The following is a 13,792-nucleotide window of genomic DNA, read 5'->3' as shown; positions in this document are numbered from 1 at the left end:
CCGGGGCTCCTAGAGGTCCTTGCACAGCCGGAGCGCATCGTAGATCGCCGCATGGGTGTTGCGCTGGGAAACGCAATCCCCCAGACGCCACAGGATCATGCCGCTGGCGGCGTTCTCCAGGACGGGCTGGGCCTGGCAGGCGTACAGGGCCTCCACGTCAATCTGCCCCTTGTTGATCGAGCCGGGTTTCAACGCGTAGTACAGCTCTTCATTGGGACGTGTGCCGTTCTCGATGACCACCTGGTCGACCACCCGCTCTTCCCGGTTGCCGGTGTACTCGTTCTCCAGGACCGCGATCTTCTTGTCGCCCTCGGCGTAGACCTTTTCCAGGACCAGATCCGAGCTCATGATCACTTCCTGCTCGTACAGGCTTCGGTAGTAGGTCGGGAACGTGGTGCCCCCGATCCCGACGCCCGGCTTGATGTCGTCAGTGACCAATTCCACCTGGGCGCCCTTCGACGCGAGGTAGTCCGCGGCCGACATGCCGGAGAATTCGCAGATGGTGTCGTACACCAGGACGTTGTTGCCGGGCTCCACCTGGCCACTCAGGATGTCCCAGGAGGACACCACGAGACCGTCGGCATAGCCCCACTCGGGGTTCTGTTCCATGAATGGCACGCCACCGGTGGCCAGGATGCACACGTCGGGCTGGAAGTCTCGCACCACTGACGCATCCGCGGCGGTATTGAATTGCAGTTTCACGCCAAGGCGGTCCAGCTCCAGCGCGTACCAGCGGGTGATGCCGGCAATCTGGTCCCGTTGGGGCGCTTTCGCGGCCAGGGTGATCTGGCCACCCAACTCGCCGGCCTTTTCGATCAGGGTGACGTCATGGCCCCGCTCGGCCGCCACGCGGGCTGCTTCCATTCCACCGGGCCCGCCCCCGATCACCAGCACCTTGCGTACCGGCCCTTCGGTTTTCTCGATGATGTGCGGTAAACCAAGGTGCTCCCGGGATGTCGCGGCATTCTGGATGCACAGGACATCGAGCCCCTGGTACTGACGATCAATGCAGTAGTTGGCTCCGACACACTGGCGAATCTGATCCACCTGGTTCATCTTGATCTTCGCAATCAGGTGCGGGTCGGCGATGTGAGCCCGGGTCATGCCGACGAAGTCGACGTAGCCTTCCTGCAGGATGCGCTCGGCCTGGTTCGGATCCTTGATGTTCTGGGCGTGGATGACCGGCACATCGACCACTTCCTTGATGCCCGCCGCCAGGTGCAGGAATGGCTCCGGCGGGAAGGACATGTTGGGAATGACGTTCGCAAGGGTGTTGTGGGTGTCGCAACCGGAGCCCACCACGCCGAAGAAGTCCAGCAGTCCGGTATCGTTGTAGTACTTCGCAATCTGCTTCATGTCGTCGTGGTTCAGGCCATCCGGATGGAATTCGTCGCCACAGATGCGCAGGCCCACCGCAAAATCACGACCCACTTCTTCCCGGACGGCTTTCAGCACTTCCATGCCAAAACGCATCCGGTTCTCGAACGTACCGCCCCACTCATCGGTCCGCCGGTTGACCCGGGGTGACCAGAACTGGTCGATCATGTGCTGGTGAACGGCCGACAGCTCAACACCGTCCAGGCCGCCTTCTTTGGCCCGGCGGGCCGCCTGGGCGAAGTCGCCGATGATCCGCCGGATTTCCTCTTCCTCGATGGTCTTGCAGGTCGCGCGATGAACCGGCTCCCGGATACCGGACGGCGACATCAGGTTAGGCCAGTTCTCGCCGTCCCAGCGGGATCGCCGCCCCATGTGGGTAATCTGGATCATGATCTTGCCGCCGTGCTTATGGACGGCATCGGCCAGATTCTGGAAATGCGGGATGATGCGGTCGGTCGACAGGTTCACCGAACTCCACCAGCTTTGTGGACTGTCGATGGACACCACGCTGGAGCCCCCGCAAATGCAGAGACCGCATCCCCCCTTGGCCTTTTCCTCGTAATACTTGACGTAACGATCCGTGGTCATGCCCCCGTCGGTGGCGTAAACCTCGGCGTGGGCGGTACTGACCACCCGGTTGCGAATGGTCAGCTGGTTGATCTTTAGCGGTCGAAAAAGCGATTCAAACTGGGACATGATCTCTCACCTGCGTCCTGTCCGGAGGTAGGCGTGGGCCAACCGACTCCCCCAATCACGCGTGCGGGCGTGATCGAAGCATCAAATCGGATGGCCTCAGCGCCGGACTGTCTCCGGTTCCGGAAACCTGTTCTAGTTGATGGTCTCGAGGGTCGACTTGGGCGTCACCTCGAACAGCCCGTACTCGACGCCGTCTTCCGCGGCGCTCTGGGTTTGCCGGGCCACCGTGCGGACGTCATACCCGAGGTCCTGCGCGATCTGATCCATGGCGCCGGCAAACCAGCCGGTAAACATGTAGTCGATCTTCCGGCCGACCTTGCCGTAGTGGTAAACGAACGCCGAATGATCCAGGCGCACCCGGGCCTCCCCGCGGGCGATATCGATATGCTCAATCGTAAACAGGCCCCAGCCGCGCTGGGACAGGCGCTTCATGTAGTGATCGAACACCGCTCGCCCTTCAATGCAATGCAGGGCCGCTTCCCGTTCGCACCAGTGCCAGGCGGATTTGTAGCCCGCCTTATAGAGGATCTCGGCATAGCGTTCGGGCCCGATTTCTTCTTCTACGGCCTGATGGTTGTTGATGAAGAAATGCCGCGGCACATAGAGCATGGGCAGCGCATCCGTGGTCCAGATGCCGGTTTCGCCATCCACGTTGATGGGCATTTCAGGTGCGTGCGTCGCCATGATTATTCTCCCCAGACCTGGTTAAGAACGCGCAGCCAGTTCTCGCCCATGATTTTCCGGGTCAACTCCTCGGAAAAATCATTGCGCAACAGCGCTGCCGTCAGATTCGGAAATTCGCCGATGGTGCGGATGCCTTCCGGGTTCACGATCTTTCCGAACTCGGTCAGGCTGCGGGCATAGCCTTTGTCGTGGGTAAGCCAGTCGAAGAAGGCCTTGTCCTGCCCCTGGGTGAAGTCGGTACCGATGCCGACCTGATCTTCACCGACGATATCGATCACGTAGGCGATGGCCTCGACGTAGTCGTCGATGGTGGCGTCCGGCCCTTTCTTGAGGAACGGCGTGAACATCGTGACGCCAACAAAACCGCCCCGCTCGGCAATAAACCGCAGTTCGTCGTCGGACTTGTTACGGGGATGCTCTTTCAGACCGGACGGAAGACAGTGGGAGTAGCAGACCGGCATGTTGGATTCGAGGATCACTTCCTCGGACGTCTTGCTGCCGACGTGGGACAGGTCGCACAGAATGCCGACGCGATTCATCTCGGCGACCACTTCCCGGCCGAAGCCGGACAGACCGCCATCACGCTCATAGCAACCGGTGCCGATCAGGTTCTGGGTGTTGTAGCACATCTGCACCACGCCCACGCCGAGATCCTTGAAGATCTGGATATAACCCAGCTGGTCCTCGAACGCGTGGGCGTTCTGGAATCCCATGATGATGCCGGTCTTGCCGAGCTCCTTGGCTTTGCGGATGTCGGCTGTGGTCCGGACTTTCATGACCAGGTCGCTGTTGTCTTCGATCAGCTCGTTAACCGCCACGATGTTATCGACCGTCGCCTGGAAATCTTCCCAGACGGACACGGTGCAGTTGGCGGCCGTCAGCTGGCCCTTGTGCATGTCCTCGAACAGTTCTCGACCCCATTTCGCAATGATGAGGCCATCGATAACGATGGCATCCTGGTGCAATTCGGTTGCGTTCATGTCGGCACCCCGGTGGCTATTTGGTTGACCCTAGACGCAGTGTATCCATGGCCTGTGCCGCCAAATTCACTGGAAGCGACAGCGCAAACACCAAAATCGGCAGCGACGTCGAATGAGAGACAGGACCGGCAGGATCCGCCGGCAGTGAGGCATCGCCCGACAAAAAAAGGGGGCCGAAGCCCCCTCTGTGTCCCTGCCAGGATGTTCGTTTCGTTCAATCAGCCCGACGCGGCGACGGCATCGCCAAACGGCAGCGGGTCAAACATGAAACTGACCGCCCCATAGGAGGGTTCCGCCTGGGCCAGCCGCAAAGCAGCGTTGGATGAACTTGGCAGCGCCTCCACGGTCTGGCTGGGCGACTCCAGTCGCTTGAACGACCAGACCGCAGCCCGCTCCTCCTTGGGCGAAATGCCGATGTACTTGCGGTAGCAACGACTGAAGTGCGGGGCCGAGACGAAACCGCACATCGAGGCCACTTCGATAATCGAATACGTGGTCTGTTTGAGCAGCTGCCGGGCACGGTCAAGTCGCAGTTTCAGGTAATAGCGGGAAGGCGTGCAGTTGAAATGCTTGAGGAACAGACGTTCCAGTTGCCGACGGGAAATGCCGACGAAGCTGGCCAGTTCCTCGAGCTCGATGGGCTCCTCGATGTTGGCGTCCATCAGTTCGGTCACCTCGGCCAGCTTGGGCTGCGCCGTGACCAGCAGGCGCCGCAGCGGAGTGCGCTGGGTTTCGTTGTCCGGACGGACCCGGTCACAGACGAACATGTCGCAGATGGCATTCGTCAGGGACTTGCCATGCTGGCGGGTGATCATGCTGAGCATCATGTCCATCGGAACGCTGCCCCCGGTACAGGTCATGCGATCCCGATCAAGCGTATAAAGGTGGTTGGTGCAATGGACCCGCGGGAACCGCTCCTGCAGTGAGGCAAGACATTCCCAGTGAGCGCTGCAATTGTACCCGTCCAACAAGCCGCCACTTGCCAATGCATAAGCGCCGGTGCACACCGCGCCCAACAGAACCTTTTTCTGTGCCTGAACCTGGAGCCAGTGCACCTCTTTGGAACCGAAGCTGCGGGTGATGTCGACACCACCGACCACAATGACGATATCAAACACTTTCCTGTCGTCGATGGATCCATCCGGAGAGATTGAAATACCATCGCTGGCTTTCACCGGCTCGCCATCCTGGGACAGCAACTGCCATGTATAGAGCTCGGTACTGGTTAACTGATTGGCCATGCGCAACGGCTCTATCGCCGACGCCAAAGCCACCAGGGTGAAGTTATTGAGCAGTAGAAAACCAACCCGGTACGGCTCTGAACCCACTGTTTTCTCGTTGGAAACAGCATTCTCTCTCATCGATGAACCCCTGTTATCTGTGTTGCATACCGTCCTTCTGGTCAGCGGGGGCCGAACTGAGCTCGGGTCGACTAACCACCTTTTACGCCTTGGTGGATCTCCAGAAGATGGGCCATCTCACCTGAAGCGATTCCTTAACATCTTGTACGGGTCATGAGCAGTGTGTGGCCGGCGTTTTTCAGTCACCCCGGGCACTCACTGCCTCGATTCTGTTTAGCAGTTTCTGTTCCAGTCTTCCGGCAACGCCGTTTATTGTTATGCGACGGATTGCCGCGCCGGATTAGCGAACATATTACGGCCAGTGACGCGTGCGCAACTGTTCAAAAACGTCGGATTGCCCCTCTGTTGTGTCCTAAAAGCGACACGGGGGTTGCAGAACCGTCAATGACAACGACGGTCCTGCCAGACAGAGCCATCAAAGGTTCAACTAAGGTCTAAGGAGCTCATCAGAGGCTCCCTAACCATCGATGCTCAGATCCGAGATCGGGGTACTGCAGCAGGACAGGATATATCCCTCGCTGAGGTCCTCCTCCGTAATACCACCATTGTGCTGGATATCCACCTCGCCGGACGTCTTCAGCACTTTGCAGGTGCCACAGATACCAACCCCGCAGGCTTTCGGTATATTCAGCCCCAGACGGCTGGCTGCAGCATGGACGGTTTCGCCAGGCAGGACCTGGATGCTTCGCCCTGATGCCCGGAAGTCCACCGTGAAAGTATCCGCATCCTTGACCTCCTCGGCCTGCTTGACGGCCAGCTCGGCCTGCTCCAGGGCATCCTGTGTGGCCTCTTCCGGAGTCGCCCCGAAGGACTCCTCGTGGTAGTAGTCCATGTCGAAGCCGTTATCGATCAGGAGCTTCTTGATCGCCCGCATGTACGGCGTCGGACCACAGCAGAAAATCCGCCGATTCATGTAATCCGGCGTCGCCAGCTTGAGCTTTGGCTCGTCCAGGAACCCCCGGTATCCGTTCCACGCCTGCCCGATTTCAGTGCGTTCGCAGATAATACTGAGATTGAAATTGGGCACCCGCGAACACATGTGTTCGAGTTCGCGCCCGAAGATAATGTCCCGCGGGGTGCGGGCGCTGTGGATGAAGGTAATGTCCACATCGGCATTGGTGTCGAAGAGCCAGCGCGCCATCGACATCATGGGCGTAATGCCGACACCGCCCGAAAGCAGCAGGACCTTCTCGGCGGGGTGATCGATGCAATTGAAGTTGCCCACCGGCCCGTGAACGGCCAGTTCGTCGTTTTCCTTCAGGTTGTCGTGCAACCAGTTGGACACGTATCCGCCCGGCACCCGCTTTACCGTGATGGAGAAGCTGTAGGGCACCGACGGGGAACTCGAAATCGTATAGGAGCGCATGACCTGCTCCCCATCAATCTCAAGCTCGAGGGTGACGAACTGCCCCGGCTTGAAAAAGAACATGATGGATTGCTCAGCGTTGAAGCAGAACGTCTTTACATCCCACGTTTCCTGGATGACCCGAACGCATCGAACCAGATGTCGACCGTTGGCCCAAACCCGGGTGTTGAGCGCGTGGAACTGCGCTGAGGGATCAGTGGCTTCAGTAATGCTGGTCATGGTTTGTCTCCATCATCGATAAGTTGCACCCGAGGACTGCTGCGAATCCATTCTGGGGAAAACCCACCCTCTCGGGTTAGCCATTTACGACATGGACTTGATCAACTTCTCCAACCTCTGCTTCGCGCCCTCGCCTTTACCCCTGACCGCGTCGAATTGAAAACGGACGATGTCGTAAACGGACAACTGACGCGGGCACCGCCATTCGAGAATGGATTCACCGACATTCCGGCGCCGGGGGGCACACCACGGCACGTGCTGACTTCCACCATTCCGAGGACACTCCGCAATGACCGAACAAGACCTGCTCAACATGACTTACAGCAACATCGACGATGCCCGGCGGGAGATGAGTCAGACACTGAACGAGCGCTCCCGCCAGCTGTCCCTGCCACGAGCGCTTTACAACGACCCCTTCCTGTTCCGCATCGATATGGAAGAGGTGTTCATGAAGGAATGGCTGTTTGTCGGCATGACCTGCGAGGTGCCCAAACCCGGCGCCTACATCACCGTCGAAATCGGACAGAACCCGGTGCTGATTGTGCGCGACCGGGACAACCAGGTACGCGCCTTCCATAATGTCTGCCGCCACCGCGGATCGCGCGTCTGCACCGCTGATAAAGGGCTGGTCGCTAACCTGACCTGCCCGTATCACCAGTGGACATACGACCTGAAAGGCAACCTGCTTTACGCCGGTACCGAAATGGGAGACAGCTTTGACAAAAGCGAATTCGGTCTGAAGCCCGCCCACTGCGAAACCGCCGGTGGGTTCATCTATGTCTGTCTGGCCGAGGGCGAGCCACCGGAAATCGATGACTACCTGAGCGAGCTGGATGCCTATATGGATCCTTACGACATGGAAAACGCCAAGGTGGCTGCCGAATCAACCCTGGAAGAAAATGCCAACTGGAAGCTGGTCATCGAGAACAACCGTGAGTGCTATCACTGTTCCGGCTCCCACCCGGAGCTGCTCCGAACCCTGCTGGAGTGGGACGACACCACCGACCCACGAGCCACACCCGAGTTCAAGGAGTACTACGCCCGCCAGGCGGCGGAATGGGACCGCGAGCGGATTCCGCACAAGCACGTAGAATTCGGCCTGCAGAACCGCATCGTCCGCATGCCGTTGAAAGAAGGCACAGCCGTCATGACCATGGACGGCAAGCCCGCCTGTCGCAAGAAGCTGGGCCGCATCCAGAATCAGAACCTGGGGTCCATGCGCATCCTTCACCTACCCAATTCCTGGAACCACATGCAGAGCGATCACGCGATCGTCTTCATGGTCCAGCCAATATCGGCGCAGAAAACACTGGTGACCACCAAATGGCTGGTGCACAAAGATGCCGTCGAGGGCGTGGACTACGACGTCAGCCGACTGCGCTACGTCTGGGACCAGACCAACAAGCAGGACAGGGAACTGGCCGAGCAGAACCAGCGCGGCATCAATTCGACCGCCTACCAGCCCGGTCCCTATTCGCAAACCTATGAATTCGGAGTAATCAACTTCCTGGACTGGTACACCGAGACGGTCCTGAAGAATCTGATTCACGACAGCCTGTAGCCCGCCCTTATTGACGGCGCGCCAGCATCATCCCTGGCGCGCCGCTACCGGTTCGCACCACACGCCGCCTATTCCTGATAACGCCCGCAAGCTGGTATGGCTTGCCTCCAACAGCCGGGCATAAAAAAGCCCGCGCGATAGGCGGGCTTTCTTTCCGGTTTACCTCGGGCCGTCAGGCCGCGACCGAAGCATGGGGGTCGATCACGAATTTCTTCGCAGCGCCGCCATCAAAGTCGGCGTAACCCTTCGGCGCCTGATCCAGACTGATCATCTGCACGTTCACCGCATCGGCGATAGCCACCCGATCGAACAGGATGGCCTGCATGAGCTGGCGATGGTATTTCATGACCGGGCACTGCCCTGTGTGGAAGGAGTGGGATTTTGCCCAACCCAGGCCGAATCGCATGCTCAGGGAACCTTGCTGCGCGGCCGCTTCGGCGGCACCCGGGTCTTCCGTCACGTACAGACCGGGAATGCCGATTTCGCCACCAGCCCGGGTGACTTGCATGGCCGAATTCAGCACCGTCGCCGGCTGCTCGTGATGATGGTGGTGTCCACAGGCATGCGCCTCGAAACCCACGCAGTCGACGAAGCAATCCACTTCCGGCTCTCCGACGATCGATTCGAGCATATCCGGCAGCTCGCCGTCCTGCTTCAAGTCGATCGTCTCGCATCCGAAGCTGCGGGCCTGGGCCAGTCGCTCATCGATCATGTCACCGACGATCACGCAGGCCGCCCCCAGCAGCCGGGCGCTGGCCGCAGCCGCCAGTCCCACCGGACCGGCGCCGGCAATGTAGACGGTGGAGCCCGGCCCCACGCCCGCGGTGACGCAGCCATGGAATCCGGTGGGGAAAATGTCCGAAAGCAGCGTCAGGTCCTTGATCTTCTCCATGGCCTGATCCGGATCGGGGAACTTGAGCAGGTTAAAGTCGGCGTACGGCACCATCACATACTCCGCCTGACCGCCAACCCAGCCGCCCATGTCGACATAGCCGTAGGCGGCGCCGGGGCGGGCCGGATTCACGTTGAGGCAGATGCCGGTCTTGCCTTCCTTGCAATTGCGGCAGCGGCCACAGGCGATGTTGAAAGGCACGGACACAATGTCCCCCTCGCGGAGGAACTCCACATCGCGACCGCATTCCACGATCTGTCCGGTGATCTCATGGCCCAGGACCAGGCCCTGGGGAGCGGTGGTGCGTCCGCGCACCATATGCTGGTCGGAGCCGCAGATGTTGGTGGTCAGTACCTTCAGGATGACCCCGTGATCGCAGCGGCGGTTGCCGAGAGCGAGCTGGGGAAAAGCGATGGATTCGACGGTGACGTGACCGGGGCCTTGATAGACGACGCCACGGTTGGATGCGTTGTTGGTCATTTGATCTTCCTTCTATAAGGGCTGTTGTGGTGGAAGAGTTCCTCCCCTACTCTAGGTTTCCTGTGATTGGGCTCATGCCTGAATGCGACAGCTTTGATCGCGCAACAGACACACCCTTCCAACTGCCGTGATGGAATGTCGCCTATGGCCACCCAACAGTCCGGTACACCACCCGCCTCCTCGCCCGGCATACCGTCGATCGACACGCCCCTGCGCGTCGCCTTTATCCTTCGCGAGCATTTTTCCATGGTTGCGTTCACGGCCGCCGTGGACACCCTGGTGACAGCCAACCTGGTCACACCGGAGCCCGTGTTCGACCACATCACTGTCGGGGTCACGTCGGGTTCGGTACTCAGCGATCTGGGCATTGAAGTGTCAACCAGCACAACGCTGGATCATTTCCGGATCCACGCGCAGGAGGTGGATATGCTAGTGGTGTGCGGCGGCTATCGGAGTCCACTGGAGGTCACACCCCGCCTTCTGCACGCCCTCAAAGCTGCCGAGCAGCAAGGCATCCGGATTGCGGGCCTGTGGAACGGTGGCATCGCATTGGCCCAGGCAGGCCTGCTGAACGGTCGGGAGTGCGCGCTGCACCCGGACAATCATGCCTACGTCAAAGAGCATTTCCCGGCCATCAGCGTGTCAACGAATGCGTACGTGATTGACGGCGCCTACGCCACCTGCGCCGGCCCGGTCAGCACCCTGGAAATGATGCTGAAACTGATCGGACAGATGCTGCACAACGCCCAGATCGTCCGGGCTGTCCGGGAAATACTGAGCTGCGACCAGGTGGCCGAACAGGTGGGGCCGATGCCACTGAACGTGGGCGACGACCCGACCTTACCGGCCGCCCTGCAAACCCTGCTCGCATTGATGCGGGCCAACATTGAAGAACCGCTGTCCCTGACGGAACTGGCCGAATGCGCCGAGATTTCACGGCGTCAGATGGAACGCCTGTTCCAGACCCACCTGGATACGACGCCGTCCCGCCATTACCTGGAGCTTCGTCTGGTCCACGCCCGACGCCTGTTGCTTCAGACCAACAAAACGATCCTCGACATCGCCCTGGCCAGTGGCTTCGTCAGCAGCAGCCACTTCAGCAACTGCTTCCGGGATTATTACGGCCTGGCGCCGACGGCCGCCCGCCATGATCATGATCGGGACAGCGACGACTGACCCGGGACCCTCGCGCTCGCCCCATCCTGCTGTCGTTTTCAGTTGCAACTTGATCACTCTCCTGATTGCGCTGTCGCAAATCCTTGCCTTCGTGTCGTGCCAGAGCAGATCGGCTCCTCAGCAAAGGCCTACTATTTTCGAATCACGTCACGCCTGGCTCATCAGGTGCCTACTCACACAACAGGATTCAGGACGCATGTTCGATAAAAGCCAAACGATTGATGTCTATGACGAAACTCTCTGGGCCGCCATGCAGGATGAAGCCGCCCGCCAGGAAGACCACCTGGAGCTGATCGCTTCGGAAAACTACACCAGTCCGCTGGTGATGCAGGCCCAGGGCTCCTGCCTGACCAACAAGTACGCCGAAGGCTACCCTGCCAAGCGCTACTACGGCGGCTGTGAGCACGTCGATCGCGTCGAGCAGCTGGCCATCGATCGGGCCAAGAGCCTGTTCGGCGCCGACTATGCCAACGTCCAGCCACATTCCGGCTCCCAGGCCAACGCCGCTGTTTACATGGCCCTGTTGAACGCCGGCGATACCGTCCTCGGCATGAGCCTCGCCCATGGCGGGCACCTGACCCACGGCGCACACGTGAGTTTTTCGGGCAAGCTGTACAACGCGATCCAGTACGGTCTGGACGAAGCCACCGGGGAAATCGACTACGACCAGGTCGAGGCGCTGGCCAAAGAGCATCAGCCGCGGATGATCGTCGCCGGTTTCTCGGCCTATTCGCGGGTTGTTGACTGGGCCCGCTTCCGCCAGATCGCAGACGAGGTGGGCGCCTACCTGATGGTGGACATGGCCCATGTGGCCGGTCTCGTGGCCACCGGTTTCTACCCCGACCCGCTGCCCCACGCCCATGTGGTCACCACCACGACCCACAAGACCCTGCGCGGCCCACGCGGCGGCCTGATCCTCAGCAAGGGCCAGCCGGACCTGGAGAAGAAATTCAACTCGGCGGTGTTCCCGGCCGGTCAGGGCGGTCCCCTGATGCACGTGATCGCGGCGAAGGCCGTCGCCTTCAAGGAAGCCGCTGAACCGCAATTCCATGCCTATCAGCAGCAGGTGGTGATCAACGCCCAGGCCATGGCCGATGTCTTCATTGAGCGCGGCTACGACGTGGTATCCGGCGGAACGGATAACCACCTGTTCCTGCTGAGCCTTGTCAAACAGGGGCTGACCGGCAAGGCCGCCGACGCGGCACTGGGCGACGCTCACATCACCGTGAACAAGAATGCGGTGCCGAACGATCCGGAATCGCCGTTCGTGACCTCGGGCCTGCGTATCGGCTCACCGGTCGTCACCACGCGCGGCCTGGGTGAGACAGACTGCCGGGCGCTGGCCGGCTGGATCGCCGACATCCTGGACGCCATGCAGCAGGGTGATGCCACCACGACCATCAGTGAGGTGCGCGAAAAAGTCAGCCAGCTGTGCCGGGATTTCCCGGCGTACCGCTAGCGCCGCTGCGCGACCATCAGCCGCTCTTATCGGTCTAGACTGATAGGAGCGGCAACCTTTCATACACCCATAAAGGACGTTGCCATGGCTATCAGTCTTTTCGATATGTTGAAGATCGGCATTGGTCCGTCCAGTTCCCACACGGTCGGGCCAATGGCTGCCGCGCGACGTTTTGTGCGGGGCCTGGCCAAGAGTGGCCAGCTCACCGACGTCGCTCGAGTCGACATCCAGCTATTCGGTTCGCTCGGGGCCACCGGCAAGGGCCACGGAACCGGGCCCGCTGTCCTGATGGGGCTGGAGGGGCATCGTCCCGACCGGATCGATCCCGAGATGCTCCAGCCCCGGGTTGAGACCATTCTAAGCGAGGGAAGACTCAGCCTGAACGGGGAGCACAGCATTGCCTATAATGACGCCGAAGACCTGACCTACCACCGCAAGGAAACGCTGCCCTATCATCCCAACGGGATGCGGTTCACCGCCTTTGACGACACGGGCGCCGTGATCCGCGAACGCACCTACTATTCGGTAGGCGGTGGGTTTGTCGTGGACGAGAAGGCGGCCGGAGCCGACCGCATCGTCGAGGACCAGACGCCCTTACCCTATCGCTTCAAGACCGGCGCCGAACTGCTGGAACAATGCGATACCCACAACCTCTCCATCGCCGACGTGATGATGGCCAACGAGCAGGTCTGGCGGTCGGAGTCAAAAGTCCGGGAAGGCATCCTGCACATCTGGCAGGTCATGCAGGAGTGCGTCCAGAACGGCATCCGCAATGAAGGCACACTGCCCGGTGGCCTCAAAGTGAAACGCCGCGCCGCCTCGCTGCACAGCCTGCTGATGGCCGCGGACCGGAAGGATCTCATCTCGCCCTCACTGAGCGCCATGGACTGGGTCAACCTCTATGCCCTTGCCGTCAATGAAGAAAACGCGGCCGGTGGACGCATGGTGACGGCGCCGACCAACGGCGCCGCCGGCATTATCCCGGCGGTGTTGCATTACTACTGGAACTGGTGCCCGGAAGCCGACGAAGACGGCGTGATCCGATTCCTGCTGACCGCCGCGGCCATCGGCATCCTGTTCAAGGAAAACGCCTCCATTTCCGGTGCGGAGGTGGGTTGTCAGGGGGAGGTCGGCTCCGCCTGCGCCATGGCCGCCGCCGGGCTCGCCGCCGCGACGGGCGGTTCGCCGCGACAGATCGAGAACGCCGCAGAGATCGGCATGGAGCATCACCTCGGTCTCACCTGCGATCCTATCGGGGGACTGGTCCAGGTGCCGTGCATCGAACGCAACGCGGTGGGCGCCGTCAAGGCCATTAACGCCGCCGTAATGGCGCTGCGCGGAAACGGTGAGCACTTCGTGTCACTCGATAAGGTCATCCGCACCATGCGGGACACCGGCCGCGACATGCTCGACAAGTACAAGGAAACCTCCCGCGGCGGTCTTGCGGTCAACGTCATCGAGTGCTGACCATCCTCCATTGCCGGCCATTCCTGGCCGGCATCCTCAAATCTTCAGCCACCCTGTCGCAAATCCTCACGGTC

10 protein-coding genes are annotated in these 13,792 nt (G+C 60.5%); 4 read left to right on the top strand and 6 right to left on the bottom strand.

Features of this window, described 5'->3' with window-relative positions; genetic code table 11:
- Positions 1-9: 9 nt before the first annotated feature.
- The 5 genes from dgcA to JL474_RS03670 form a co-directional block, all read right to left on the bottom strand.
- Complete coding sequence (gene dgcA / locus JL474_RS03690; protein ID WP_203140955.1) at positions 10-2,073, bottom strand: dimethylglycine demethylation protein DgcA; 2,064 nt, start codon at positions 2,071-2,073, stop codon at positions 10-12.
- Positions 2,074-2,205: 132 nt separating this feature from the next.
- Entirely contained in the window at positions 2,206-2,757 is a 552-nt protein-coding gene (locus JL474_RS03685; RefSeq protein ID WP_123634585.1) for a 4-vinyl reductase, read from the bottom strand.
- Positions 2,758-2,759: 2 nt separating this feature from the next.
- Positions 2,760-3,737 (bottom strand): dipeptidase, encoded by a 978-nt coding sequence (locus JL474_RS03680; protein ID WP_203140954.1) that lies wholly within the window; start codon positions 3,735-3,737, stop codon positions 2,760-2,762.
- 218 nt (positions 3,738-3,955) lie between these two features.
- The gene (gene gbdR, locus JL474_RS03675; protein ID WP_203140953.1) at positions 3,956-5,098 is read right to left on the bottom strand and encodes a choline metabolism transcriptional regulator GbdR; all 1,143 of its coding nucleotides are present in this window, start codon (positions 5,096-5,098) and stop codon (positions 3,956-3,958) included.
- Between the two features lie 457 nt (positions 5,099-5,555).
- Entirely contained in the window at positions 5,556-6,683 is a 1,128-nt protein-coding gene (locus JL474_RS03670) for a hybrid-cluster NAD(P)-dependent oxidoreductase (protein ID WP_123634588.1), read from the bottom strand.
- A gap of 313 nt (positions 6,684-6,996) precedes the next feature.
- On the opposite strand from JL474_RS03670, the gene JL474_RS03665 reads away from it, so the two are divergent.
- The gene (locus JL474_RS03665) at positions 6,997-8,244 is read left to right on the top strand and encodes an aromatic ring-hydroxylating oxygenase subunit alpha (RefSeq protein WP_203141302.1); all 1,248 of its coding nucleotides are present in this window, start codon (positions 6,997-6,999) and stop codon (positions 8,242-8,244) included.
- 172 nt (positions 8,245-8,416) lie between these two features.
- Here JL474_RS03665 and fdhA read toward each other — a convergent pair whose 3' ends face one another.
- Positions 8,417-9,616 (bottom strand): formaldehyde dehydrogenase, glutathione-independent, encoded by a 1,200-nt coding sequence (gene fdhA, locus JL474_RS03660; protein ID WP_203140952.1) that lies wholly within the window; start codon positions 9,614-9,616, stop codon positions 8,417-8,419.
- 144 nt (positions 9,617-9,760) lie between these two features.
- Between fdhA and JL474_RS03655 the strand changes: the two genes are divergently transcribed.
- The 3 genes from JL474_RS03655 to JL474_RS03645 all read left to right on the top strand — a co-directional run bounded on the left by JL474_RS03655 (position 9,761) and on the right by JL474_RS03645 (position 13,718).
- On the top strand, positions 9,761-10,792 hold the full coding sequence (locus JL474_RS03655) for a GlxA family transcriptional regulator (RefSeq protein ID WP_203140951.1): 1,032 nt from the start codon (positions 9,761-9,763) through the stop codon (positions 10,790-10,792).
- Between the two features lie 196 nt (positions 10,793-10,988).
- Positions 10,989-12,251, top strand: coding sequence for a serine hydroxymethyltransferase (gene glyA, locus JL474_RS03650; protein ID WP_203140950.1), 1,263 nt, complete (start codon positions 10,989-10,991; stop codon positions 12,249-12,251).
- Between the two features lie 84 nt (positions 12,252-12,335).
- Positions 12,336-13,718 (top strand): L-serine ammonia-lyase, encoded by a 1,383-nt coding sequence (locus JL474_RS03645; RefSeq protein ID WP_203140949.1) that lies wholly within the window; start codon positions 12,336-12,338, stop codon positions 13,716-13,718.
- The last annotated feature ends 74 nt before the right edge of the window (positions 13,719-13,792 follow it).

Origin of the sequence: Marinobacter mangrovi (assembly GCF_016798325.1) — a bacterium.
Taxonomy (GTDB): domain Bacteria; phylum Pseudomonadota; class Gammaproteobacteria; order Pseudomonadales; family Oleiphilaceae; genus Marinobacter_A; species Marinobacter_A mangrovi.
The sequence above is the reverse complement of the archived record's forward strand: the minus strand, read 5'-3'. Positions and strand labels throughout refer to the sequence as shown.

Bases quoted from the DNA above. Each gene is read 5' to 3' on its own strand.
- dgcA (WP_203140955.1), bottom strand. From the start codon at position 2,073: ATGTCCCAGTTTGAATCGCTTTTTCGACCGCTAAAGATCAACCAGCTG.
- JL474_RS03685 (WP_123634585.1), bottom strand. From the start codon at position 2,757: ATGGCGACGCACGCACCTGAAATGCCCATCAACGTGGATGGCGAAACC.
- JL474_RS03680 (WP_203140954.1), bottom strand. From the start codon at position 3,737: ATGAACGCAACCGAATTGCACCAGGATGCCATCGTTATCGATGGCCTC.
- gbdR (WP_203140953.1), bottom strand. From the start codon at position 5,098: ATGAGAGAGAATGCTGTTTCCAACGAGAAAACAGTGGGTTCAGAGCCG.
- JL474_RS03670 (WP_123634588.1), bottom strand. From the start codon at position 6,683: ATGACCAGCATTACTGAAGCCACTGATCCCTCAGCGCAGTTCCACGCG.
- JL474_RS03665 (WP_203141302.1), top strand. From the start codon at position 6,997: ATGACTTACAGCAACATCGACGATGCCCGGCGGGAGATGAGTCAGACA.
- fdhA (WP_203140952.1), bottom strand. From the start codon at position 9,616: ATGACCAACAACGCATCCAACCGTGGCGTCGTCTATCAAGGCCCCGGT.
- JL474_RS03655 (WP_203140951.1), top strand. From the start codon at position 9,761: ATGGCCACCCAACAGTCCGGTACACCACCCGCCTCCTCGCCCGGCATA.
- glyA (WP_203140950.1), top strand. From the start codon at position 10,989: ATGTTCGATAAAAGCCAAACGATTGATGTCTATGACGAAACTCTCTGG.
- JL474_RS03645 (WP_203140949.1), top strand. From the start codon at position 12,336: ATGGCTATCAGTCTTTTCGATATGTTGAAGATCGGCATTGGTCCGTCC.